Raw genomic sequence first — 21766 nt, forward strand, 5'->3', positions numbered from 1 at the left:
ATCGCTTCACGAGGCGCGACGGGTCCTGGAACATCCGCCACACCCACTCCAGCCCCATCCGGCGCATCAGGTGGGGTGCACGGGGGAAGTGCCCCGTGTTCATCTGCGCGGCGGCCCCTGCCCCGATGAAGACGATGCCGTCGCTGTGCCGTCTGCGCAGCTCCAGGATCAGACGCTCCTGCTTCGGAAAGCCCAGGCAGACGAACAGCAGCTGGGGCCGGACTCGCTCGATGAATGCACTCGCGGCGTCGATCAAGGCCGGGCTGCCCGGTTCGGCGAACGGGAGGTCGGCCCCGTGCACGTGCTCGTGGCCGCGCGCGCGGTAGTACATCTGTGCCTCGGCCGCGGCCGCGCCGACGATGCCGACGCGCAGGTCCGCCGCCGCGGGGTGCTCGATGACGGCGTTCATGAGGTCCGTCCCGGTGACGCGCGGGAACCGTCCCTTTCCGGCGATCCGCAGCAGCCAGGTGAGCGGGACACCGTCCACCGTCCAGAATGATGTCTCCCTCTCGAGCTCGGGGAGGCCGACCGTGCGCAGGTGCCGCGAGATCGATACGTTCGAGGTGACGACGATCCCGCCGTCGGCGCGGGCGAGGTCGATGATGTGGCGGCTGGACTCGTCGAGGTCGGCCCGATCGAGTTTGAGGCCGCCGAGGACAGCGCGTTCGAAAGTCTGCACCCGGTCAGGGTGGCATATGTATAGTGAATGTCAGATGCCGGTAGCGGCCTGACCGCCTCCGGCGCCGCACATCGCGTCCGCAAGCATCACCCGGGACTTCACCGGGGGTCGGTGCCGCCGGGCACGATCGCCGATCACACCGGGATCTGCACGCGGGTGAACGACCCCTTGTGGATGTACATCCCACGCCCGGGCGGGAACTCCGACCGGTTCAAGCGCGGCAGCGGCGTCTTGAGCAGCAGGTCGCCCTCGATCGAGTCCGGCTGGAGGAGGAGGCCTCGCCTGCCGTTCTTGACCTCGCCGAGGAGCGGCCAGGACGATCCCCAGGCGCTGGTCTCGGCCTCGGCGACGACCAGGTGATCGCTGCGTCGGGCGGCGCGGACGAGTTCGACGATCGCGGAGTCCGCCGGGGTCTGCAGGAAGTCGCCGATGCTCTCCACGAACACCGCGATCCGGCCCTCGGTGTCGGGGTCGGCCACCGCGACGGCCAGATCCTTGGCCAGCTCCGCGGCGCTCGCCGGCGTCACGGCGGTGTCGGTCCACAGGGGAGACGATGCCAGCGCAGATCGCGCCGAACCGAGGTAGTACAGCCGCGTCTCCGGGTCGAAACGCGCCAGCGATGCGGCGAGCGAGGCGAGAGCAGTGCTCCGGCCGCTCGCGGGAGGCCCGGCGACGAGGAGCGTCCCGCTCGGTTCGAAGCCGTACGGCCCGAGGTCGATGTCGCTGACGCCGAGCACCGGCGCGTCGGCGTGCGCCTCGGGGAGCGCGCTCAGTGCCACCTCCTTGGGAAGCGAGCCGATCATGGGGGCCGCCAGCACGTTCGCCCGCAACATCGCCTCCGCGAGCCTGCGCACGGCCTCGGACTGGTCCGCCACCGCCCGCGATCCGCCCAGCACGGCGATCTGCGTCTCGAACCCGTCGACGATCGCGCGTCCGGGAGGCGACGCCGGCGAGAGGATGTCGCTCGGCACGTCGAGCATCCCGTAGCCGTCCTCCGCGAGGCGCAGCACGACTCGGCGCTGCACGAGCGAGCCGATCGCGGTGGGCACGGCGCCGGCGCGGTCGCCGGTGAGCGCGATGTGCATCCCGAGCCGTCGGCCGTCGGCCAGGATGTCGCGGAAGACGTCGTACCACTGCGAGCGTCCTGCGGGGATCTCGAAGTCCTCGCGGAAGCTCGGGAACCCGTCGATCAGCAGCAGGATGCGCGGCTCGTCCAGCCGACCGGTCAGCGCGCGGTACTCGCTGATGCTGGAGGCGTTCGCCTCCGCGTAGCGCGGACCGCGGTCTTCGAGCGTCTGCTTCAGCGTGCGGAACAACCGGATGATCCGCTCCGCGTCGTCGCCCGGGATGATCGAGCCGACATGGGGAAGCTTCTCCAGCATCCGGAGGCTGCCCGCCCCGAAGTCGAGTCCGTAGACGTGCACCGGTCCGCCGCGCGGGGTGATCGCTGCGGCCGATGCGAGCGTGCGGAGCACCGTGGACTTACCCGAGCCTCCCGTGCCGTAGATTGCGAGGTTCCCGTCGATGTCCGGCCGGAAGTAGACCGGCCGCTGCTCCTGGCGGTCGGGAATGTCGGAGACGCCGAGCAGCAACTCGGCGTCGGTCCGCTGCCGGAGGAGCCCCAGATCGTAACCCGCCGCCAGCTCGTCGAGCCACGGCCGTCGCGGCGCGGGGATCCGCGCCGACGTCTGCGCCTGCACGATCGCGGCCACGAGCCGCTGCTGGTCGGTCGGACCCAGGTCGCGCTCCGGCTCCTGCCGACCGCTGCGCTCCTCCTCCCAGCGCACCTCGCCGCCGAATCGCAGCTCCGCCACCTCGATGCCGGCGCGCTCCGGTTCGCGCGTGGTCCAGCCGCCTCCGTATGCCGACTGGAACGTCATCAGACGCCCGGGGCCCGTCTTCGCCAGGCCGCGCCCGGGCAGGCCGGGATCGAAGTGCGCCGCGTCCGCGACGCCCACCACGTCCTGGCTGTCCGACTCGTCGGCCATGCGCAGTGCGATCCGCAGGTTGGTGTTCGCGCGGAGGTTGTCCTTGATGACACCTGCGGGGCGTTGCGTCGCCATGATGAGGTGGATGCCGAGCGACCGGCCGCGCTGCGCGATGTCGACGACACCGTCGACGAACTCCGGCACCTCGCCGACGAGCGCGGCGAACTCGTCGATGACGAGCACCAGGGCGGGCGGGCTCTCCGGGTCGCCGCGCTTCTCGAGCTCGAGGAGGTCCTTCGCCTTCTTCCGGTTGAGCAGGTGCTCGCGGTGGTGAAGTTCCGCGCGCAGGCTCGTCAGCGCCCGGCGGACGAGGTGCGGCGAGAGGTCGGTCACGAGGCCGACGCAGTGCGGGAGGCTGACGCAGTCCGCGAACGCCGAACCGCCCTTGTAGTCGACGAAGAGGAACGTGACCCGGTCCGGGCTGTACTCGGCCGCCATCCCGAGCACCCACGCCTGGAGGAACTCGCTCTTGCCCGCGCCGGTCGTGCCGCCGACCAGGGCGTGGGGGCCCTGGGTGCGCAGATCGAGGTGCATCGGGTCGACGCCCGACGAGCCGACGGTGGCGCGCAGCGTGCCGGGGCGCCGCTTGGCGGGCCGGGCCCCCGCGGCTCGATCGTGGATGGAGGCGTTCTGCCGCCAGCGGTCGACCACGGCGGACGACGACTCGGCGAGATCGTGGCCGAGCAGCGTCACCAGCGAGACGGCGCGCGGGAGGTCGCTCGCGTCGGCGACGAGAGCACCGGCGTCGATCACCGGCGCCATCCTCCGGGCGAAGTCGAGCGCGGTCGCGGACGACACCGGCTCGGTCACGACGTCTGCGACCATCTCGCCGGTGCGCACGAACCCGGCGCTCGCTCGGTGCGGCTGGTCGGTGTGCTCGAGGTACGTGCGGCAGACAGCCGGCAGACCCGCGAGATCGTCCGCGATCCAGACCGGGAAGACGCCGGCGTCGGCGGCGACCTCGGCGAACTGCACGAGGCGTGCGCGGTCGAGAGCCACGTCGGCGGAGATCACGACCACCACCGCGGGCAGCGGCGACGGCGTCCCCTCGCCGGTCCGGCCGTCGCCGACCGCCGAACCGCGCTCCTGTGCTGCGCGCTCCTGCGCCATCGCGCCGCGGCGTTGCGCGCCTTTCCTGCTCGCCGCGAGCCGCTCCTCCACGAGGCCTTCGAGTGCGCTGAGCACCGCGGCGGCGCTGGAGGCGCTGTCGGCCAGGTGGCCTCCGGTGACCGGGCTGTGCGGCGACGACGTGTGCGGCATCCATTTGAGCCATCCCAGCTCGGCCGACCAGCGCGGCGACACCAGTGCCGCGATGACGAGTTCGGCGGGCGAGTGCAGGGCGGTCAGTTGCACGAGCACCGAGTTCACGGAACCGGCGGCGAATTCGGCCGGCCCGGCGATCCCGAGCGCGCCCGACTCGTACAGGTTGTCGAGCACGGGCACGTCCTCGACGCGCTCGTGCGCGCGCATGACCGCGTCGAGGCGTTCCTGGAACTCGGGGATCAATTCGCCGCGTTCGGTCGCCTGCACACTGGTGCGCGACGTCATCGATCCGCGACCGAGCTGGAGGTTGAGGAACGACCAGTGCTCGGGCCGGCGCGTCCACAGCAGCGGCTCACGACGCACCGCCTGCGCGAGCGCGTCCGCCGTCGTCGGCGTCTCGGCCCGGCGGAGCTCGCCCTCGAGCCGGCCCTCCTCGTCGAGCCGGGAGCTCAGCGCGTCGAGCCGCTGCTCGAACACCGCGATCTGCTTCGCGAGCTTGCGCTTGCCGCGGGTGCGGTTGGCGAAGAAGTTGCCGGCGAGCATCACGGGGGAGAGCAGGACGAACAGCAGCGTCGTCGGCTGGCGGGTGAGCGCGAACATCGCGCCGCCGAGCAGCAGGGGAGTGATCATCGCGAGCAGCGGGAAGGGCGGGTCGTCCTTCTCCGCCGGCACCTCCGGAGCCTGGAGCACCTGCCCCGCGTAGCGCCGCTCCACCCGCGGCGACCGGTTGAAGAACACCGGCCCCGCCGTCGGCGCCGCCGCCGGCAGCGTCTCCGAGCCGGCCGCGACGGACAGCTCCACCTCGGTGTCGCCGATCAGGAGGGTCTCCGAGCGTCGCACCGTGAACCGGGTGACCAGGCCGCCGTCGACGACGACGCCGTTCGCCGAGCCGAGGTCGACGACTTCGACGCCGTCGCCCGCCTCGAAGCGCACGTGCCGCTTCGACACCAGGGGGTCCCGCAGCACGATGTCGCACTCCTCGTCGCGCCCGAGCACCGTGGAACCGGAACGCAGTGCGAACTCGCGTCCGGCCTCCGGCCCGCTCAGCACCCGGAGCGTGGCGAGCACGGGTGCCTCGCCGAGCTCCGGGGGCGCGTAGTGCAGCCCGGCGTCGGCCAGCGCGACCGTCGCGCCGCTGCCGATCCACGCTTCGCCGACCGGCGCGTCCGGTGGGAGGATCAGCGGCTCCGCCTGCCCGGGCAGCTGCGCTCGCAACGTGAGCGAGTCGCTGTCCGCCACCGGCCCGGTGCGCTTCGGGTCGATCCGGGCGATCGTCGCGGCGACCTCCGAGATGCTCGCGGCCGCGTCGGCGGTGACGACGATGTCGTCGGTGGTCCCCGCGGAGCGGGCGAGGGTCAGTTTCAGGCGCACGATACGCACCCTACCCACGCGCGCGAGCGCGGCCGATGGGGACCGCTCCCCATCGTCCCCCGCGCGGCCCGGCGGTAGCGTGCAGAACGCCCGACCAGAATGACTGCCCGCGAAGGGGGAGACGTGTCCGACCTCGTTCTCAAACTGGATGAGCTCATCCGGCTGCGCGACGACCTCGACGCCGTGGTGCGCGAGTTCCACGACGCCGACGACTTCAGCGACTCGGTCGCAGCCGCCACCGGCCATGACGGCCTCGAGGGTCACGTGCGCGACTTCGCGCACAAGTGGAACGAGAAGCGCAAGAGCATGACCGAGAACGTGGAGAACGTCCAGAAGGTCATCGCGGCCGTCGCCGACAACTTCACCAAGGTCGACGGCGACCTGGCGAAGGCCGTGGAGGGCAAGAAGTGAGCGACAAGGAGTTCCAGCCACTGGCGGGCGACCCCGACCTGCTCGAGACGAAGGCCAAGCACTACCAGGCGATCGGGGAGGCCATCCAGCGCGCCTCGAAGGAGCTGAACAAGATCCACGACCTCGACGGTTACACGTCGCAGGCCGTCTCCAAGCTCCAGGAGATGTCGAAGGACACCGCCGACGACATCTCCAAGGCGAAGGACCGCTACGCCAAGACGGCGACTGCGCTGCTCGCCTACGCCTCCACTCTGCGGGAGGCCAAGGACGACGCCGACAAGGCCATCACGCTCATCCACCAGAAACAGGGCGACGCCGACGCCGCGGCCAAGGCGGCGACGACCGCGCACACCACCGCCCAGGACGCCAAGCCCGAGGACGCGTCGACGGCGAACAAGTCCGCGAGCGATGCAGACGACGCCTCCCGCAGTGCGAACGCCGCCCTCCACGCCGCCCACCAGGCGTGGTACGACGCACGGGACAAGAAGGATGCCGCGGCGCAGAAGGCCATCGATGCGATCGTCGATGTCGTCGACCACCACAACAACGGCCTCAAGAATCCAGGTTTCTGGGACAAGGTGATGGACGTCATCAGCACGATCGGCGACATCGCCGGCGTCCTGGCGATCTTCCTGGCCTGGGTGCCCATCCTCGGGCAGGTCCTGGTGGTGATCGCGCTGGTGGCCTCGGTGATCAAACTCGTGGACTCCATCGTCAAGTTCGCCAACGGCGAGGGCAGCTTCCTCGACATCGTCGGCGCGGCCGTCGGCGTCGCGCTCAGCCTGTTCGGCGGCCGGATCTTCGCCTTCCTCGGCAAGGCGGCCCGCATCAAGGCGCTGGCCCGCGTGCCGCGCCTTGTCGGCGGTGTCCGCACGAGCCCCAACGCGATGCTCAAGATGCAGATCGGCAAGCGCCTCATGAGGTCCGCCACCACGAAGCTCTTCGACAAGCCGCTGAACGACGTCAACCCCCTCAAGATCTGGCAGGCGGCGGGCGATTCCGCAGCGGGCCAGCGGGCGGCGTACAAGGCTCTGTTCACCGACGGCGCCGACAAGATGAAGGCCATGCGCACGCTTCTCGGGGTCGATCAGAACATCACCAAGGCCATTTCGCACGACCTCCGCGCCAAGGAGTTCAACCCGCTGACAGCCGTCGCCGCGTACCATCAGGGCAGCGCGCTCTTCAACAAGGGCGTCGACCTGGTGAACGCGCCGGGCAAGGTCGACGGCCTGGTCGACAAGGTCACGGGAGGCCCGAGCCACTCCGACCTCCCGAAGCTGCCGAGTCTCGACCTGACGAAGTTCGCGCTCGACAACGCCGACAAGTACGCGCCCACTTACAAGAGCAACAACGTCTGGGGAGGCTGAGCACCGTGTCCCTGCTCGGACCGCGCGACATCGTCGACATCGCGTTCGACGCGCCCGACGGCTGGTACGACGTCGAGCTGCTGGGCGAGCCCGGCTCCGACGACTGGCCGGAGCGGCTGGCCGGCACCGTGGACGCCGGGCCGATCGTCCCGCAGCTGCGCGTCCTGCAGCAGGTGCTGCACGCGGAGGACCCCACAGGGGCGACCCGGGCCCGGGTCTTCGTGCCCGTGCCGTCGGCGGGCGTGATCAACGCCTACCAGACCTACGAGCTGCTGCAGCTGGAGGTCGACGACACCCCCGAGAGCTACCTCGCCGCGACCGATGCCGAGTCGGGCCACCGCGTGCCGGGTTACGAGGTGATCGGCTACCGCTCCTGGCGCACCGCGCATCCGCTGGGCGAGCTCGTCGGCTTCACGCACCTCACCGCGCTCGCCGAAGACGGCGACGACGACGCACTCCTCGAGCAGCGTGTGGTGTTCGCGATCTTCCCCGTCGGCTCCGCGCAGGTGTTCCACACGGTGTTCCGCTCCGGCTTCATCGGCGGCTTCGACGACATGGTCGCCGACACCCAGGCGATCGCCGACTCGGTGCGCGTGACGCTGGGGGAGGCCGCATGAACGACGTGCGCTTCGTGCGGATCGAGGACGAGCTCACCATCGTCTTCCCCGGCACCTGGGCGATGATCCCGCTGCACGACGAGGCCGCCGCCGCGAAGCGGATCAACCGCCTGGTGGCCGAACGCGTGGGGCGCGCCGACCGGCTGGCCCGCGTGCGGCGGACGGCCAAGTCCGAGCTCGAGAAGCTGGTGGCCCTCGCCGACGCGTCCGACGCGTTCGCGCTGGCGATGTCGATGGAGATCCTGCCCGGGGTGCCGTTTCCGGCCTCCATCGTGATGGCGCGGGAGCCGCTGCCGGCCGCACAGGGCCACGACGGCATCGCAGAACGACTCGAACGCGCCTTCCCCGACGGGGACCCGCTGACGTTCTCGTTCGGCCCGGTCCGCCGCCGTTCCGCCGTGCGCCGGACGACGTACGACGAGGAGTCCGCTCCCGAGCTCGTCGTCGACTACCGGTTCGCCGCGCCCGACGGTGATCGGCTCCTCCACCTGCGGGTGAACGCGCCGATGGCCACCGATCCGGAGCTCTACCTGGAGCTCTTCGACGCGATCGTCGACTCGATCACCTTCCGCCTTTCGCTGCCGCAGCCGTAGGGCTCTGGAAGGCGCGCACCACGAAGAACACCGTGAGCGCGACCAGGGCGAGCGTCACGACCGACCAGACGACGGCGGCGACGGCGCCGACGGGCCAGAGCAGCCAGCCCGCGAGCAGGAACGACGCGAGCCCGTACGGGATGCCCGCGAGCAGGACGGCCCTGCTGGGCCGCCAGCCGAGGAACATCAGCCGCACCCAGAACTCCGTCCACGGCGTGAGCCGCGCAGGCAGCAGCGACATCGCCGTCGGCGCGACCGTGATCGGACCCATGACATCGCGCGACCAGCCCGTGCTCGAGAGGCGCTCGCCGGCGTACCGCGGCGAGAGGCTCCGCACGACGTACGTCCACGACAGCACCGCGAGCGGTACGGTGCCCAGCGCCAGCGCCACGAAGGCGTACCCGAGCAGGGGCACGAGCACGATGTCCGCGAACGCGAGGAAGAGGATCAGGACACCGACGTCCGACCCCCGGAAGAAGCCCGCGGTGGTGAAGTCCGGGTTGGAGGTCGCCAGCCCGACCGTCAGAGCGAGCGGCAGCGCGAGGACCACCGTTGCGAGCACTGTCCACACCGCCGCGACCAGCAGATAGCCGAACGGTCGGCACACCCGTTCGGCTCCGGAGGGCGGGGTGCCCGCGCGATCCGAGCGGGAGCGGGAGCGGGACGCGGCACGGGCAGCGGGTGAGGCCGAGTTGGGCTTCATCGGGCTGTAGGAGGGCATGCGACTCAGGCTAGACCGCCGGGTCTGCTCGGGCCAGGCGAGGGCATGGGGAGTCCTCCCCATTCCGTCCTCGCCGGGCCGCTGGTTAGGTGGGAGTCACACACCGAAGGGACACCACACTCATGGCCAACATGAACGTCACGTACGGCGAGATGACCGATGCGGCCAACCGCCTCACCGCGGGCAAGGACGACATCACCGCCAAGCTGCACGAGCTCCAGAACCTCGTGAACGGCCTCGTCAACGGCGGGTTCGTCACAGACCAGGCGTCGGGCGCGTTCCACACCTCGTACGAGCAGTTCACCAAGGGCACGACCGACGCGGTCAACGGCCTCGACGGGATGTCGCAGTTCCTGACCAAGGCTGCGGACGCCCTTCAGAACGTCGACAGCGAGCTCGCCAAGGGCATCGGCGGCTGAGGCTCCCGGCTTCGTTTCAGGGGCGGCATCCCGGTTCGGGAGGCCGCCCTTTCGCTGTGCGCGGAAACCGGCCTAGCACGCCTTCGTTCATTTGACCCCCTACCGCGCGGACGATAGTATTTATCGGGTGTGCGCTCTGTCGCGCGCTTGTTCCATGCCTGGTGACAGGCACCCTCACGGGGAAACAGGCGAGCCGGCACGTACTCATCCGATGGGCAAGGGAACCGCACGGAACCCTGGCCCCCACGGCATATCGGCCATCGGTCCGATACTCCTCACTTCCCGAGCGACCCGCGGAGCGGGTGGATCGGGGTGCGGGGAAAAAGCTACAACTGTCACCGTGCAGTCCATAAAAGGAGAAGTTCAGTGCCAACCATTCAGCAGTTGGTTCGGAAGGGCCGGACGCCGAAGGTCACCAAGACCAAGGCTCCCGCTCTGAAGTCCAACCCCCAGCAGCGCGGCGTGTGCACCCGTGTCTACACCACCACCCCCAAGAAGCCGAACTCGGCGCTCCGCAAGGTCGCGCGTGTCAAGCTCTCGAACGGGACCGAGGTCACCGCGTACATCCCCGGTGAGGGCCACAACCTGCAGGAGCACTCGATGGTGCTCGTCCGCGGCGGCCGTGTGAAGGACCTGCCCGGCGTCCGCTACAAGATCGTCCGCGGCGCCCTCGACACCCAGGCCGTCAAGAACCGCAAGCAGGCTCGCAGCCGCTACGGCGCGAAGATGGAGAAGAAGTAATGCCTCGCAAGGGTCCCGCTCCGAAGCGCCCCGTCGTCGCCGACCCGGTGTACGGCGCGCCGGTCGTCAGCCAGCTCGTCAACAAGATCCTCCTCGACGGCAAGAAGGGTCTCGCCGAGCGCATCGTCTACGACGCGCTCGAGGGCGTCGCCTCCAAGTCCGGCCAGGACGCGGTCGTCACGCTCAAGAAGGCGCTCGACAACATCCGCCCGACCCTCGAGGTCCGCAGCCGCCGCGTCGGCGGCTCGACCTACCAGGTTCCGGTCGAGGTCAAGCCGCACCGCGCGAACACCCTCGCGCTGCGCTGGCTCACCAGCTACGCCAAGGGTCGTCGCGAGAAGACGATGACCGAGCGTCTCACCAACGAGATCCTCGACGCGTCGAACGGTCTGGGCGCCGCGGTCAAGCGCCGCGAGGACACCCACAAGATGGCTGAGTCGAACAAGGCCTTCGCCCACTACCGCTGGTAACACTTTTCGTCGTCCGGGCGTTGCACTCCTCAGGAGTGCTCCGCCCGGGCGGCACCCCTTCCACTCTCTACTTTTCGGAGGAACCCCTGTGGCACAGGACGTGCTCACCGACCTCAAGAAGGTCCGCAACATCGGCATCATGGCCCACATCGATGCCGGCAAGACCACCACGACCGAGCGCATCCTGTTCTACACGGGCGTCAACCACAAGATCGGTGAGACCCACGACGGTGCGTCGACCACCGACTGGATGGAGCAGGAGAAGGAGCGCGGCATCACCATCACGTCCGCGGCCGTGACCTGCTTCTGGAACAAGAACCAGATCAACATCATCGACACCCCCGGACACGTCGACTTCACCGTCGAGGTGGAGCGCTCGCTCCGCGTGCTCGACGGTGCCGTCGCGGTCTTCGACGCGAAGGAGGGCGTCGAGCCCCAGTCGGAGACCGTGTGGCGTCAGGCCGACAAGTACGTCGTCCCGCGCATCTGCTTCGTCAACAAGATGGACAAGCTGGGCGCCGACTTCTACTTCACCGTCGACACCATCGTCTCCCGCCTCGGCGCCAAGCCGCTGGTGATGCAGCTCCCGATCGGTTCCGAGTCCGACTTCGTCGGCGTCGTCGACCTGATCGAGATGCGCGCGCTGGTCTGGCCGGGCGACGCCAAGGGCGACGTGACCATGGGCGCCAAGTACGAGGTCCAGGAGATCCCCGCCGACCTTCAGGAGAAGGCCGAGGAGTACCGCAACCGTCTCCTCGAGACCGTCGCCGAGACCGACGACGTCCTGCTCGAGAAGTTCTTCGGCGGCGAGGAGATCACCGTTCCGGAGATCAAGGCGGCCATCCGCAAGCTCACCGTGAACAACGAGATCTACCCGGTCCTCTGCGGTTCCGCGTTCAAGAACCGTGGCGTGCAGCCGATGCTCGACGCCGTGATCGACTACCTCCCGTCGCCGCTCGACGTGCCGGCCATCGAGGCGCACAACCCGCGCGACGAGGAGCAGGTCATCCTCCGTCACGCCGACGCCACCGAGCCGTTCTCGGCTCTCGCGTTCAAGGTCGCCGTCCACCCGTTCTTCGGTCGTCTGACCTACGTGCGCGTGTACTCGGGCCGTGTCGACTCCGGTGCCGCGGTCGTGAACTCGACCAAGGGCAAGAAGGAGCGCATCGGCAAGATCTTCCAGATGCACGCCAACAAGGAGAACCCGGTCGACTACGTCACCGCCGGCAACATCTACGCGGTGATCGGCCTCAAGGACACCACCACCGGTGACACCCTGAGCGACCCGGACAACCAGGTCGTGCTCGAGTCGATGACCTTCCCGGAGCCCGTGATCGAGGTGGCCATCGAGCCGAAGACCAAGGCCGACCAGGAGAAGCTGGGCACCGCGATCCAGAAGCTGGCCGAAGAGGACCCGACGTTCCGCACCGAGCAGAACCAGGAGACCGGCCAGACCGTCATCAAGGGAATGGGCGAGCTCCACCTCGACATCCTCGTCGACCGCATGAAGCGCGAGTTCAACGTCGAGGCCAACGTGGGCAAGCCCCAGGTGGCCTACCGCGAGACGATCCGCCGCACGGTCGAGAAGTACGACTACACCCACAAGAAGCAGACCGGTGGTTCCGGTCAGTTCGCAAAGGTGCAGATCAGCCTGGAGCCGATGGAGGTCACCCCGGAGACCTCGTACGAGTTCGTGAACGCCGTCACCGGTGGTCGCGTTCCGCGCGAGTACATCCCCTCGGTCGACGCCGGAATCCAGGACGCGATGCAGGTCGGCGTGCTCGCCGGCTTCCCGACGGTGGGCGTCAAGGCGACGCTCGTCGACGGTGCCTCGCACGACGTCGACTCCTCGGAGATGGCGTTCAAGATCGCCGGCTCGATGGCCTACAAGGAGGCTGCTCGCAAGGCGAACCCGGTGCTCCTCGAGCCGCTCATGGCGGTGGAGGTGCGTACGCCGGAGGAGTACATGGGCGACGTCATCGGCGACCTCAACTCCCGCCGTGGACAGATCCAGTCCATGGAGGACGCGAGCGGCGTCAAGGTCGTGCGCGCCAACGTCCCGCTGTCCGAGATGTTCGGCTACATCGGTGACCTGCGGTCCAAGACCTCGGGTCGCGCGGTGTACTCGATGCAGTTCGACAGCTACGCGGAGGTCCCGAAGGCTGTCGCCGACGAGATCGTCCAGAAGAGCAAGGGCGAGTGACCTCGGTCACTGCTCCCAGGCAACATCCCGTAACATAAGAAACCAATCCCGTAGACCCTCCGGTCGAAATCCGTCGACCGGGGTGTCTGCACGAGAGTCCTGAGGAGGACCACAGTGGCTAAGGCCAAGTTCGAGCGGACTAAGCCGCACGTGAACATCGGAACCATCGGTCACGTCGACCACGGCAAGACGACGCTCACCGCGGCGATCTCCAAGGTGCTTGCTGACAAGTACCCGTCGGCGACCAACGTGCAGCGCGACTTCGCGTCGATCGACTCGGCTCCGGAAGAGCGTCAGCGTGGTATCACGATCAACATCTCGCACGTCGAGTACGAGACGCCGAAGCGCCACTACGCGCACGTCGACGCCCCGGGTCACGCCGACTACATCAAGAACATGATCACCGGTGCTGCCCAGATGGACGGCGCGATCCTCGTGGTCGCCGCCACCGACGGCCCGATGGCTCAGACCCGCGAGCACGTGCTGCTGGCCAAGCAGGTCGGCGTGCCGTACCTGCTCGTCGCGCTGAACAAGTCCGACATGGTCGACGACGAGGAGATCCTGGAGCTCGTCGAGCTCGAGGTCCGTGAGCTGCTCTCCAGCCAGGACTTCGACGGCGACAACGCCCCGGTCGTGCGCGTCTCGGGCCTCAAGGCTCTCGAGGGTGACGAGAAGTGGGTCCAGTCGGTCCTCGACCTCATGGACGCCGTCGACGAGTCCATCCCGGACCCGGTGCGCGACAAGGACAAGCCGTTCCTGATGCCGATCGAGGACGTCTTCACGATCACCGGTCGTGGCACCGTCGTCACCGGTCGCGCCGAGCGTGGAACCCTCGCCATCAACTCCGAGGTCGAGATCGTCGGCATCCGCCCGACGCAGAAGACCACGGTCACGGGTATCGAGATGTTCCACAAGCAGCTCGACGAGGCCTGGGCCGGCGAGAACTGTGGTCTGCTCCTCCGTGGCACCAAGCGCGAGGACGTGGAGCGCGGCCAGGTCGTCGTGAAGCCGGGTTCGGTTACGCCGCACACCAACTTCGAGGGCACCGCCTACATCCTCTCGAAGGAGGAGGGTGGCCGTCACAACCCCTTCTACACGAACTACCGTCCGCAGTTCTACTTCCGTACCACCGACGTCACCGGCGTCATCTCGCTGCCCGAGGGCACCGAGATGGTCATGCCCGGCGACACCACCGACATGTCGGTCGAGCTCATCCAGCCGATCGCCATGGAGGAGGGCCTCGGCTTCGCCATCCGTGAGGGTGGCCGCACCGTGGGCGCCGGTACGGTGACCAAGATCAACAAGTAAGTCATCCGCTCGGGCTACCGAGCAGACTCACTCGGCAGGGGCCGGATCCGCAAGGATCCGGCCCTTCGTCGTTCGCCCTCATGCGAGCGGATGATGCTCGAGGGGTTTACCTCTCGGCCGGTCGGGCGCAGAATTGTCCCACCGTTTCAACCGAACGGATCCGTCGACGAAGGGAGAGTGCCTATGGTGAGCATGGACCTCGCAAACCAGACCAAGCCGCTGACCGGATCACGGATGAATAGTTCGGACACCGCGTAAGCGGACTTGGAACCACGAGAGCGGCGGCGCGAGGCGCCGTTCGGGGCGGGATCGGTTACTCCGGTCCCGCTTTTCCGTGCGCGCGACCGCGCCTCGCCGGTACGTCTGCGCCTGCTCGAGCAGGCGCACACGTACCAGCGGGGCGCACTCGCTCGGCGCGTGGGAAGCCTCCACAGGGTGGGCGGCGCTGGCGCGGTATCCACAGAACGCGGCTGGTGTCCGGGCACGGGTGAGCGCGCAGGTAGATCTGGGTGCATGTTCATCGACCGTGCGGTTCCCGAAGTCACCATCGTCAGCGAGTTGAGAGATCGCTCGAACACCCGCCACCAGCACGCTCGTGCCGCGGTGCGCGGCAGCGAGGTGCGCATCGGTCGAGGCGCCTACGTCGACCGTGCCGCCTGGCAGTCGCTCGACGACCTCGCGCGACACCGCACCCGGATGGCGGCGTTCGCGCGCACGCGCGAGGTCTCCCCGGTCTTCTCGCACTGGTCCGCCGCCATCTGGCACAGGCTGCCGATCGTCGGCCCACTGCCCGATGTCGTGCACATCACTGTGGGCCGGACGCGTGGAGGCCGTTCGGGCTCTGAGGTGCGCGCCCACTCGACGAGAGTGCCGTCGGCAGACATCGTCGAGCTCGACGGGCTTCGGGTCACGTCGGCGGCGCGCACCATCGTGGACATCGCGGCCGTCGCTCCGGCACCGGCCGCCGTCGCGATGGCCGACCACCTGCTGCGTGCGGGCATTCCACGCAGAGGCACGACCGGCAGCGAGCCGGATCGGGACGCCCTCCACGCTGCCTGGGACCGCGCGCTGCCGTTCCGTGGGCATCAGCGCGCTCGAGAGGTGGTGGAGTTCGCTGACGGTCGTGCGGACTCGCCGTTGGAATCCATCAGCCGGGTCGCGATGCGCTCCGCCGGCTTCCCGTGCCCTGACCTCCAGGCTCCGTACTTCGACCGCGACGGGCTCATCGGATACGTGGACTTCGCCTGGCCTGACCATGGCGTGGTCGGGGAGGCCGACGGCGACGCCAAGTACCTCGACGAGAGCGTCAGGGGAGCCCGCTCGGCGCAGCAGGTGGTGCTCGACGAGAAGGTCCGGGAGGACCGGCTCCGAGCGCTCGGCCTCCGCGTCGTGCGCTGGCGATGGGATGTCGCATCCGACCCCCGAAGACTCGCGCGCGCGCTGGTCGACGCCGGTATCCTGCCCTCACGATCACATGTTTGACGACGTGCGATGCGTGTGCGCCTGCGCGAGCACGCGCACACGTACCGAGGGGGTGCAGACGCGTTCACGGGAGGCGCGACACGCCCGGGTTGCAGCATTGCCGCGCATCTGGCAAACTTGTCTAGTTCAACATTTCGGAACGAGCGCGTTCACGTGCGCTCCGAACGGATCACTGCCAGGCAGTGCATAACCCACCGCGGGAGTCTTCGGACCGGCGGTCGTGGGGTTAGGCCGCAGGTAGCAGGACATGCTCACAATCGACATCCTCGAGAAACAGGCCACAGGTCTGTGCTCAGGGCGGTGCGTGAGTTGACAGAAGAATAGTGGCGTTCCCCACGCGTACGTCGCACTGCGTCCAATGCGAGGAACGGTTCGTGAGAACCGTCTCGTACGACGCCATAACAAGAGAGAGAGTCAGACATGGCGGGACAGAAGATCCGCATTCGGCTTAAGTCGTATGACCACGAGGTCATCGACACCTCGGCGCGCAAGATCGTCGACACGGTGACCCGTGCCGGCGCGACCGTCGTCGGCCCGGTGCCGCTTCCCACCGAGAAGAACGTGGTGTGCGTCATCCGTTCGCCCCACAAGTACAAGGACAGCCGCGAGCACTTCGAGATGCGCACGCACAAGCGGCTGATCGACATCATCGACCCGACGCCGAAGGCCGTCGACTCGCTCATGCGTCTCGACCTGCCCGCCGACGTCAACATCGAGATCAAGCTCTAAGGGGGAGTGCCGCTATGTCCAACATCGACACCAAGACCTCCAAGGGCCTCCTGGGCAAGAAGCTCGGCATGACCCAGGTCTGGGACGAGAACAACAAGCTCATCCCCGTGACCGTCATCGAGATCACTCCGAACGTCGTGACCCAGGTCCGCACCCCCGAGGTCGACGGCTACAACGCCGTCCAGATCGCGTACGGCCAGATCGACCCGCGCAAGGTGAACAAGCCGGCCGCCGGCCACTTCGACAAGGCGGGCGTCACGCCGCGCCGTCACCTCACCGAGGTCCGCACCGCCGACGCCGCCGAGTACTCGGCCGGGCAGGAGCTCACCGTGGACGCCACCTTCGAGGCCGGCCAGCTGGTCGACGTCGTCGGCACCTCCAAGGGCAAGGGCTTCGCCGGTGTCATGAAGCGCCACAACTTCCAGGGTGTCTCCGCTTCGCACGGTGCGCACCGCAACCACCGCAAGCCGGGTTCCATCGGTGCCTCCTCGACCCCGAGCCGTGTCTTCAAGGGCATGCGCATGGCCGGTCGCATGGGTGGCGAGCGCGTGACCGTCCTGAACCTCAAGGTCCAGGCCGTCGACGCCGAGAAGGGCCTGCTGCTCGTCAAGGGTGCCGTTCCCGGCGCTCGTGGCCGCATCGTTTTCGTCCGCAACGCAGTGAAGGGGGCCTAAGTAAATGGCTACCTCGATTGACGTCGTCGACCTCAAGGGCAAGAAGGCCGGCTCCGTTGAGCTTCCCGACTCCCTGTTCGACGTTCAGACCAACATTCCGCTGATCCACCAGGTCGTCACCGCCCAGCTCGCCGCCGCGCGTCAGGGCACCCACAAGACGAAGAACCGTGGTGAGGTCTCCGGTGCCGGTCGCAAGCCGTTCAAGCAGAAGGGAACCGGCCGCGCTCGTCAGGGCTCGATCCGCGCCCCTCAGATGACCGGTGGTGGCATCGTCCACGGACCGACCCCGCGCGACTACTCGCAGCGCACCCCGAAGAAGATGATCGCCGCTGCCCTGCTCGGCGCTCTCTCGGACCGCGCCCGCGGCAGCCGCATCCACGCCGTGCAGGCGTTCACCGCAGGCGAGGCCCCCTCGACCAAGGCCGTCGTCGACCTGCTCTCGGGTGTCGCGACCTCCCGGCACGTCCTCGTCGTGCTCGAGCGCGACGACGAGCTGGCCTTCAAGAGCGTGCGCAACGTCCCGTCCGTGCACGTGCTGACCTACGACCAGCTGAACGCCTACGACGTCCTGGTGAGCGACGACATCGTCTTCTCGCAGGCCGCCCTCGAGGGCTTCATCGAGTCCAAGTCCAAGAAGGAAGAGGTGTCTGCCTGATGGCCGCCGTCAACAAGGACCCGCGCGACATCATCATCGCTCCGGTCGTCTCCGAGAAGAGCTACGGCCTGATCGACGAAGGCAAGTACACCTTCCTCGTCGACACCCGCTCGAACAAGACCGAGATCAAGCTCGCCATCGAGTCGATCTTCAAGGTCGAGGTCGCGTCGGTGAACACCCTGAACCGTCAGGGCAAGACCCGCCGCACCAAGTTCGGCACCGGCAAGCGCAAGGACACGAAGCGTGCCATCGTCACGCTGAAGTCCGGTTCCATCGACATCTTCACGGCCGTCGGCTGAGCGAAGGACTAGAGGAAAACAGACATGGCTATTCGTAATTACAAGCCCACGACCCCCGGTCGTCGCGGCTCCTCGGTCGCCGACTTCGCCGAGATCACCCGTTCGACGCCGGAGAAGTCCCTTCTCCGTCCGCTGTCGAAGACCGGTGGCCGCAACAACCAGGGCCGCATCACGACCCGTCACATCGGTGGTGGCCACAAGCGCCAGTACCGCGTGATCGACTTCCGTCGCAACGACAAGGACGGCGTCAACGCCAAGGTCGCGCACATCGAGTACGACCCCAACCGCACCGCGCGCATCGCGCTGCTCCACTTCGTGGACGGCACCAAGCGCTACATCCTGGCTCCGGCCGGGCTGAAGCAGGGCGACGTGGTCGAGTCGGGCGCCGGCTCGGACATCAAGCCCGGCAACAACCTGCCGCTGCGCAACATCCCGACCGGTACCGTCGTGCACGCCATCGAGCTGAAGCCGGGTGGAGGCGCCAAGCTGGCGCGTTCCGCCGGCGCCTCGGTGCGTCTCGTCGCGAAGGACGGCCCGTACGCCCAGCTGCGCCTCCCCTCGGGCGAGGTCCGCAACGTCGACGCGCGCTGCCGCGCGACGATCGGCGAGGTCGGCAACGCCGAGCAGTCGAACATCAACTGGGGCAAGGCCGGCCGCATGCGCTGGAAGGGCGTCCGCCCGACTGTCCGCGGTGTCGCGATGAACCCGATCGACCACCCGCACGGTGGTGGTGAGGGCAAGACATCCGGTGGTCGTCACCCGGTCAGCCCGTGGGGTCAGAAGGAAGGCCGTACGCGCCACCCCAACAAGGAAAGCGACAAGCTCATCGTCCGCCGCCGTAACGCCGGCAAGAAGCGTAAGTAGGAGTTCGAGAAGATGCCACGCAGTCTCAAGAAGGGCCCCTTCGTCGACGAGCACCTGTTTCGCAAGGTGGTCGCCGCGAACGAGGCCAACAGCAAGAACGTGATCAAGACCTGGTCGCGCCGCTCGATGATCGTCCCGGCCATGCTGGGTCACACCATCGCGGTGCACGACGGTCGCAAGCACATCCCGGTGTTCGTCACCGAGACCATGGTCGGTCACAAGCTGGGCGAGTTCGCGCCCACCCGCACCTTCCGTGGTCACGTGAAGGACGACAAGAAGGGTCGCCGCCGCTAACGCGGTGGCGTAAGGAGGAGAGAAATGGTGGAGTCGATCGCACGCGTGCGTCACATCCGCGTCACCCCCATGAAGGCCCGCCGCGTCGTCAACCTGATCCGCGGCAAGCAGGCCCAGGAGGCTCTGGCCATCCTGAAGTTCGCCCCGCAGAGCGCGAGCGAGCCGGTCTACAAGCTCGTCGCCTCGGCGATCGCCAACGCGCGCGTCAAGGCCGACCAGAGCAACACCTACCTGGACGAGCAGGACCTGTACGTGAGCCGCGCCTTCGTGGACGAGGGTACGACCCTCAAGCGGTTCCAGCCGCGTGCACAGGGCCGAGCCTTCCGCATCAATAAGCGCACCAGCCACATCACGATCGTCCTCGCGACGCCGGATGAGGTTCAGGACGCCAAGGCTACGAAGAAGGCGAGCAACTAATGGGTCAGAAAGTCAACCCGTACGGCTTCCGTCTGGGAATCACCACCGACCACGTGTCGCGCTGGTTCTCCGACAGCACGAAGAAGGGTCAGCGTTACAGCGACTACCTCGCTGAGGACGTCAAGATCCGCACGCTGCTGAAGACGTCGCTCGACCGCGCGGGAGTGTCCCGCATCGAGATCGAGCGCACCCGCGACCGCGTCCGCGTCGACATCCACACCGCCCGCCCGGGCATCGTGATCGGTCGTCGTGGCGCCGAGGCCGAGCGCATCCGCGCCGACCTCGAGAAGCTCTCGGGCAAGCAGATCCAGCTGAACATCCTCGAGGTCAAGAACCCCGAGGCAGACGCCCAGCTCGTCGCGCAGGGCATCGCCGAGCAGCTCGCTGCCCGCGTGGCGTTCCGACGCGCGATGCGCAAGGGCCTGCAGGGCGCTCAGCGCGCCGGTGCCAAGGGTGTCCGCATCCAGGTGTCCGGCCGTCTCGGCGGCGCCGAGATGAGCCGCTCGGAGTTCTACCGCGAGGGCCGTGTGCCGCTGCACACGCTTCGCGCCAACATCGACTACGGCTTCTACGAGGCCAAGACCACCTTCGGTCGCATCGGTGTCAAGGTGTGGATCTACAAGGGCGACATCACGAACAAGGAGCTTGCCCGCGAGCAGGCCAACCAGAAGCCGTCGCGCGAGCGCAACGACCGTGACCGTCCGCGTCGCGGCGGTGGCCGGGGCAACGCTCCCGCCGCCGAGTCCGCGCCGGCCGCAGCAGGAGTTGAGGCATAACCATGTTGATCCCACGCAGAGTCAAGCACCGCAAGCAGCACCACCCCGGCCGTAGCGGCCAGGCGACCGGTGGCACGAAGGTCTCGTTCGGCGAGTTCGGAATCCAGGCCCTGACCCCCGCTTATGTGACCAACCGTCAGATCGAGTCCGCTCGTATCGCCATGACGCGTCACATCAAGCGCGGCGGCAAGGTGTGGATCAACATCTACCCGGACCGTCCGCTCACGAAGAAGCCCGCCGAGACCCGAATGGGTTCCGGTAAGGGTTCCCCCGAGTGGTGGGTCGCCAACGTCAAGCCGGGTCGGGTCCTCTTCGAGGTCTCCGGCGTCTCCGAGGAACTCGCTCGCGAGGCCATGACCCGTGCAATCCACAAGCTGCCCCTCAAGGCACGCATCATCAAGCGCGAGGAGGGCGACGCGTAATGGCGATCGGCACCAAGGAGCTCGCTCCCAGCGAGCTCGACACCTTTGAAGACGAGCGTCTGATCGACGAGCTGAAGAAGGCCAAGGAAGAGCTGTTCAACCTGCGCTTCCAGTCGGCCACCGGTCAGCTCGAGAGCCACGGCCGCCTGCGTGCGGTCAAGCGCGACATCGCTCGTATCTACACCGTGATCCGTGAGCGCGAGCTCGGGATCCGGGCGACCCCGGCTCCGGCCGAGGTGGCGCCTGCCAAGGCAGAGAAGAAGAGCAAGGCGAAGAAGGAGGCCCCCGAGGCCGCCGAGGTCGCCGAGACCGAGACTGAGGAGGCCAAGTAATGGCTGAGACCACCAAGGCTGCGGCCGCGGAGTCGGCGGCCGACGAGGCCATCGTCCGTGGTTACCGCAAGGCCCGTCGCGGGTACGTCGTCAGCGACAAGATGGACAAGACCATCGTCGTCGAGGTCGAGGACCGCGTGAAGCACCCCCTGTACGGCAAGGTCCTCCGCCGCACCTCCAAGGTGAAGGCGCACGATGAGAACAACACCGCCGGCATCGGCGACCTCGTTCTCATCAACGAGACCCGTCCGCTGAGCGCCTCCAAGCGGTGGCGCCTGGTTGAGATTCTGGAGAAGGCCAAGTGATTCAGCAGGAATCCCGACTCAAGGTCGCCGACAACACCGGCGCCAAGGAGCTTCTCGCCATCCGCGTCCTCGGCGGCTCGAGCCGTCGTTACGCCGGCCTCGGTGACGTGATCGTCGCCACGGTCAAGGACGCGATCCCCGGCGGCAACGTCAAGAAGGGCGATGTCGTCAAGGCCGTCGTCGTGCGCGTGCGGAAGAACACCCGCCGCCCGGACGGCTCCTACATCAAGTTCGACGAGAACGCCGCCGTGATCCTGAAGAACGACGGTGACCCCCGTGGCACCCGTATCTTCGGCCCGGTCGGCCGTGAGCTTCGCGACAAGAAGTTCATGAAGATCATCTCGCTGGCCCCGGAGGTGCTGTAAC

The 21766-nt window shown here is 68.0% G+C and carries 25 protein-coding genes; 22 read left to right on the forward strand and 3 right to left on the reverse strand.

Going from position 1 to position 21766, the window contains the following annotated elements:
- A partial coding sequence (locus AC0HS0_RS00305) for a WecB/TagA/CpsF family glycosyltransferase (protein WP_472960860.1) occupies window positions 1-679 on the reverse strand: 679 nt, incomplete at its 3' end.
- A 134-nt stretch (window positions 680-813) separates the two neighbouring features.
- On the reverse strand, window positions 814-5301 hold the full coding sequence (locus AC0HS0_RS00310; RefSeq protein ID WP_472960862.1) for an FtsK/SpoIIIE domain-containing protein: 4488 nt from the start codon (window positions 5299-5301) through the stop codon (window positions 814-816).
- A gap of 123 nt (window positions 5302-5424) precedes the next feature.
- Here AC0HS0_RS00310 and AC0HS0_RS00315 point away from each other — a divergent pair, with 123 nt between their 5' ends.
- The 4 genes from AC0HS0_RS00315 to AC0HS0_RS00330 are packed head-to-tail and all read left to right on the forward strand — an operon-like array spanning window position 5425 to window position 8289.
- Window positions 5425-5712 (forward strand): hypothetical protein, encoded by a 288-nt coding sequence (locus tag AC0HS0_RS00315; RefSeq protein WP_472960864.1) that lies wholly within the window; start codon window positions 5425-5427, stop codon window positions 5710-5712.
- Window positions 5709-7079: a putative T7SS-secreted protein gene (locus AC0HS0_RS00320; RefSeq protein ID WP_472960866.1), complete on the forward strand. Its 1371-nt coding sequence runs from the start codon at window positions 5709-5711 to the stop codon at window positions 7077-7079. The genes AC0HS0_RS00315 and AC0HS0_RS00320 overlap by 4 nt, the downstream gene beginning before the upstream one ends.
- Window positions 7080-7084: 5 nt before the next feature.
- Window positions 7085-7696: a hypothetical protein gene (locus tag AC0HS0_RS00325; protein WP_472960868.1), complete on the forward strand. Its 612-nt coding sequence runs from the start codon at window positions 7085-7087 to the stop codon at window positions 7694-7696.
- Entirely contained in the window at window positions 7693-8289 is a 597-nt protein-coding gene (locus AC0HS0_RS00330; RefSeq protein ID WP_472960870.1) for a hypothetical protein, read from the forward strand. The genes AC0HS0_RS00325 and AC0HS0_RS00330 overlap by 4 nt, the downstream gene beginning before the upstream one ends.
- Here AC0HS0_RS00330 and AC0HS0_RS00335 read toward each other — a convergent pair.
- Window positions 8258-9010, reverse strand: a complete 753-nt coding sequence (locus tag AC0HS0_RS00335) for a hypothetical protein (protein WP_472960872.1) — start codon at window positions 9008-9010, stop codon at window positions 8258-8260. The genes AC0HS0_RS00330 and AC0HS0_RS00335 overlap by 32 nt on opposite strands.
- Window positions 9011-9132: 122 nt before the next feature.
- Between AC0HS0_RS00335 and AC0HS0_RS00340 the strand changes: the two genes are divergently transcribed.
- From AC0HS0_RS00340 to rplN, 18 genes are all read left to right on the forward strand, one after another.
- Entirely contained in the window at window positions 9133-9429 is a 297-nt protein-coding gene (locus tag AC0HS0_RS00340; RefSeq protein WP_175337701.1) for a WXG100 family type VII secretion target, read from the forward strand.
- A gap of 366 nt (window positions 9430-9795) precedes the next feature.
- Window positions 9796-10170: a 30S ribosomal protein S12 gene (gene rpsL, locus AC0HS0_RS00345; RefSeq protein WP_055913929.1), complete on the forward strand. Its 375-nt coding sequence runs from the start codon at window positions 9796-9798 to the stop codon at window positions 10168-10170.
- Window positions 10170-10640 (forward strand): 30S ribosomal protein S7, encoded by a 471-nt coding sequence (gene rpsG / locus AC0HS0_RS00350; RefSeq protein ID WP_055913932.1) that lies wholly within the window; start codon window positions 10170-10172, stop codon window positions 10638-10640. Before rpsL ends, rpsG begins: the two co-directional genes overlap by 1 nt.
- Before the next feature lie 88 nt (window positions 10641-10728).
- Window positions 10729-12843: an elongation factor G gene (fusA, locus tag AC0HS0_RS00355; protein WP_472960875.1), complete on the forward strand. Its 2115-nt coding sequence runs from the start codon at window positions 10729-10731 to the stop codon at window positions 12841-12843.
- A 114-nt stretch (window positions 12844-12957) separates the two neighbouring features.
- A complete protein-coding gene (gene tuf, locus AC0HS0_RS00360) occupies window positions 12958-14151 on the forward strand; it encodes an elongation factor Tu (RefSeq protein ID WP_055913937.1) in 1194 nt (397 codons plus the stop codon).
- 513 nt (window positions 14152-14664) lie between these two features.
- Window positions 14665-15633, forward strand: a complete 969-nt coding sequence (locus AC0HS0_RS00365) for a hypothetical protein (protein ID WP_472960877.1) — start codon at window positions 14665-14667, stop codon at window positions 15631-15633.
- A 420-nt stretch (window positions 15634-16053) separates the two neighbouring features.
- Window positions 16054-16362 carry a 30S ribosomal protein S10 gene (gene rpsJ / locus AC0HS0_RS00370; RefSeq protein WP_005050520.1) on the forward strand — a complete coding sequence of 103 codons (309 nt, stop codon included), beginning with the start codon at window positions 16054-16056 and terminating at the stop codon, window positions 16360-16362.
- A gap of 14 nt (window positions 16363-16376) precedes the next feature.
- The gene (rplC, locus tag AC0HS0_RS00375) at window positions 16377-17036 is read left to right on the forward strand and encodes a 50S ribosomal protein L3 (protein WP_472960884.1); all 660 of its coding nucleotides are present in this window, start codon (window positions 16377-16379) and stop codon (window positions 17034-17036) included.
- A gap of 4 nt (window positions 17037-17040) precedes the next feature.
- A complete protein-coding gene (gene rplD, locus AC0HS0_RS00380) occupies window positions 17041-17691 on the forward strand; it encodes a 50S ribosomal protein L4 (protein ID WP_472960886.1) in 651 nt (216 codons plus the stop codon).
- Window positions 17691-17990 (forward strand): 50S ribosomal protein L23, encoded by a 300-nt coding sequence (gene rplW / locus AC0HS0_RS00385; protein ID WP_179604999.1) that lies wholly within the window; start codon window positions 17691-17693, stop codon window positions 17988-17990. The genes rplD and rplW overlap by 1 nt, the downstream gene beginning before the upstream one ends.
- A 24-nt stretch (window positions 17991-18014) precedes the next feature.
- On the forward strand, window positions 18015-18854 hold the full coding sequence (gene rplB, locus AC0HS0_RS00390) for a 50S ribosomal protein L2 (protein WP_055913962.1): 840 nt from the start codon (window positions 18015-18017) through the stop codon (window positions 18852-18854).
- A gap of 12 nt (window positions 18855-18866) precedes the next feature.
- On the forward strand, window positions 18867-19148 hold the full coding sequence (gene rpsS, locus AC0HS0_RS00395; RefSeq protein WP_018191964.1) for a 30S ribosomal protein S19: 282 nt from the start codon (window positions 18867-18869) through the stop codon (window positions 19146-19148).
- A 24-nt stretch (window positions 19149-19172) separates the two neighbouring features.
- On the forward strand, window positions 19173-19565 hold the full coding sequence (gene rplV / locus AC0HS0_RS00400; protein ID WP_179605001.1) for a 50S ribosomal protein L22: 393 nt from the start codon (window positions 19173-19175) through the stop codon (window positions 19563-19565).
- The gene (gene rpsC, locus AC0HS0_RS00405) at window positions 19565-20341 is read left to right on the forward strand and encodes a 30S ribosomal protein S3 (RefSeq protein ID WP_179605002.1); all 777 of its coding nucleotides are present in this window, start codon (window positions 19565-19567) and stop codon (window positions 20339-20341) included. The genes rplV and rpsC overlap by 1 nt, the downstream gene beginning before the upstream one ends.
- Before the next feature lie 2 nt (window positions 20342-20343).
- On the forward strand, window positions 20344-20763 hold the full coding sequence (gene rplP, locus AC0HS0_RS00410; protein ID WP_055894786.1) for a 50S ribosomal protein L16: 420 nt from the start codon (window positions 20344-20346) through the stop codon (window positions 20761-20763).
- Complete coding sequence (gene rpmC / locus AC0HS0_RS00415) at window positions 20763-21095, forward strand: 50S ribosomal protein L29 (protein ID WP_278046607.1); 333 nt, start codon at window positions 20763-20765, stop codon at window positions 21093-21095. Before rplP ends, rpmC begins: the two co-directional genes overlap by 1 nt.
- Window positions 21095-21400, forward strand: coding sequence for a 30S ribosomal protein S17 (gene rpsQ, locus AC0HS0_RS00420; protein ID WP_055913973.1), 306 nt, complete (start codon window positions 21095-21097; stop codon window positions 21398-21400). Before rpmC ends, rpsQ begins: the two co-directional genes overlap by 1 nt.
- Window positions 21397-21765, forward strand: a complete 369-nt coding sequence (rplN, locus tag AC0HS0_RS00425) for a 50S ribosomal protein L14 (protein WP_018191958.1) — start codon at window positions 21397-21399, stop codon at window positions 21763-21765. Before rpsQ ends, rplN begins: the two co-directional genes overlap by 4 nt.
- Window position 21766: the final 1 nt, after the last annotated feature.

This window comes from Leifsonia sp. PARNA 1/14 (genome assembly GCF_055720965.1).

What these genes read in the sequence shown, in the direction of transcription:
- rplP (WP_055894786.1), top strand. Translation starts at nt 20,344, where the DNA reads ATGTTGATCCCACGCAGAGTCAAGCACCGCAAGCAGCACCACCCCGGC.
- AC0HS0_RS00335 (WP_472960872.1), bottom strand. Translation starts at nt 9,010, where the DNA reads ATGCCCTCCTACAGCCCGATGAAGCCCAACTCGGCCTCACCCGCTGCC.
- rpmC (WP_278046607.1), top strand. Translation starts at nt 20,763, where the DNA reads ATGGCGATCGGCACCAAGGAGCTCGCTCCCAGCGAGCTCGACACCTTT.
- rpsQ (WP_055913973.1), top strand. Translation starts at nt 21,095, where the DNA reads ATGGCTGAGACCACCAAGGCTGCGGCCGCGGAGTCGGCGGCCGACGAG.
- rpsC (WP_179605002.1), top strand. Translation starts at nt 19,565, where the DNA reads ATGGGTCAGAAAGTCAACCCGTACGGCTTCCGTCTGGGAATCACCACC.
- rplV (WP_179605001.1), top strand. Translation starts at nt 19,173, where the DNA reads ATGGTGGAGTCGATCGCACGCGTGCGTCACATCCGCGTCACCCCCATG.
- rpsJ (WP_005050520.1), top strand. Translation starts at nt 16,054, where the DNA reads ATGGCGGGACAGAAGATCCGCATTCGGCTTAAGTCGTATGACCACGAG.
- AC0HS0_RS00340 (WP_175337701.1), top strand. Translation starts at nt 9,133, where the DNA reads ATGGCCAACATGAACGTCACGTACGGCGAGATGACCGATGCGGCCAAC.
- rplW (WP_179604999.1), top strand. Translation starts at nt 17,691, where the DNA reads ATGGCCGCCGTCAACAAGGACCCGCGCGACATCATCATCGCTCCGGTC.
- rplD (WP_472960886.1), top strand. Translation starts at nt 17,041, where the DNA reads ATGGCTACCTCGATTGACGTCGTCGACCTCAAGGGCAAGAAGGCCGGC.
- rpsS (WP_018191964.1), top strand. Translation starts at nt 18,867, where the DNA reads ATGCCACGCAGTCTCAAGAAGGGCCCCTTCGTCGACGAGCACCTGTTT.
- rplC (WP_472960884.1), top strand. Translation starts at nt 16,377, where the DNA reads ATGTCCAACATCGACACCAAGACCTCCAAGGGCCTCCTGGGCAAGAAG.
- AC0HS0_RS00330 (WP_472960870.1), top strand. Translation starts at nt 7,693, where the DNA reads ATGAACGACGTGCGCTTCGTGCGGATCGAGGACGAGCTCACCATCGTC.
- AC0HS0_RS00365 (WP_472960877.1), top strand. Translation starts at nt 14,665, where the DNA reads ATGTTCATCGACCGTGCGGTTCCCGAAGTCACCATCGTCAGCGAGTTG.
- rpsG (WP_055913932.1), top strand. Translation starts at nt 10,170, where the DNA reads ATGCCTCGCAAGGGTCCCGCTCCGAAGCGCCCCGTCGTCGCCGACCCG.
- rplB (WP_055913962.1), top strand. Translation starts at nt 18,015, where the DNA reads ATGGCTATTCGTAATTACAAGCCCACGACCCCCGGTCGTCGCGGCTCC.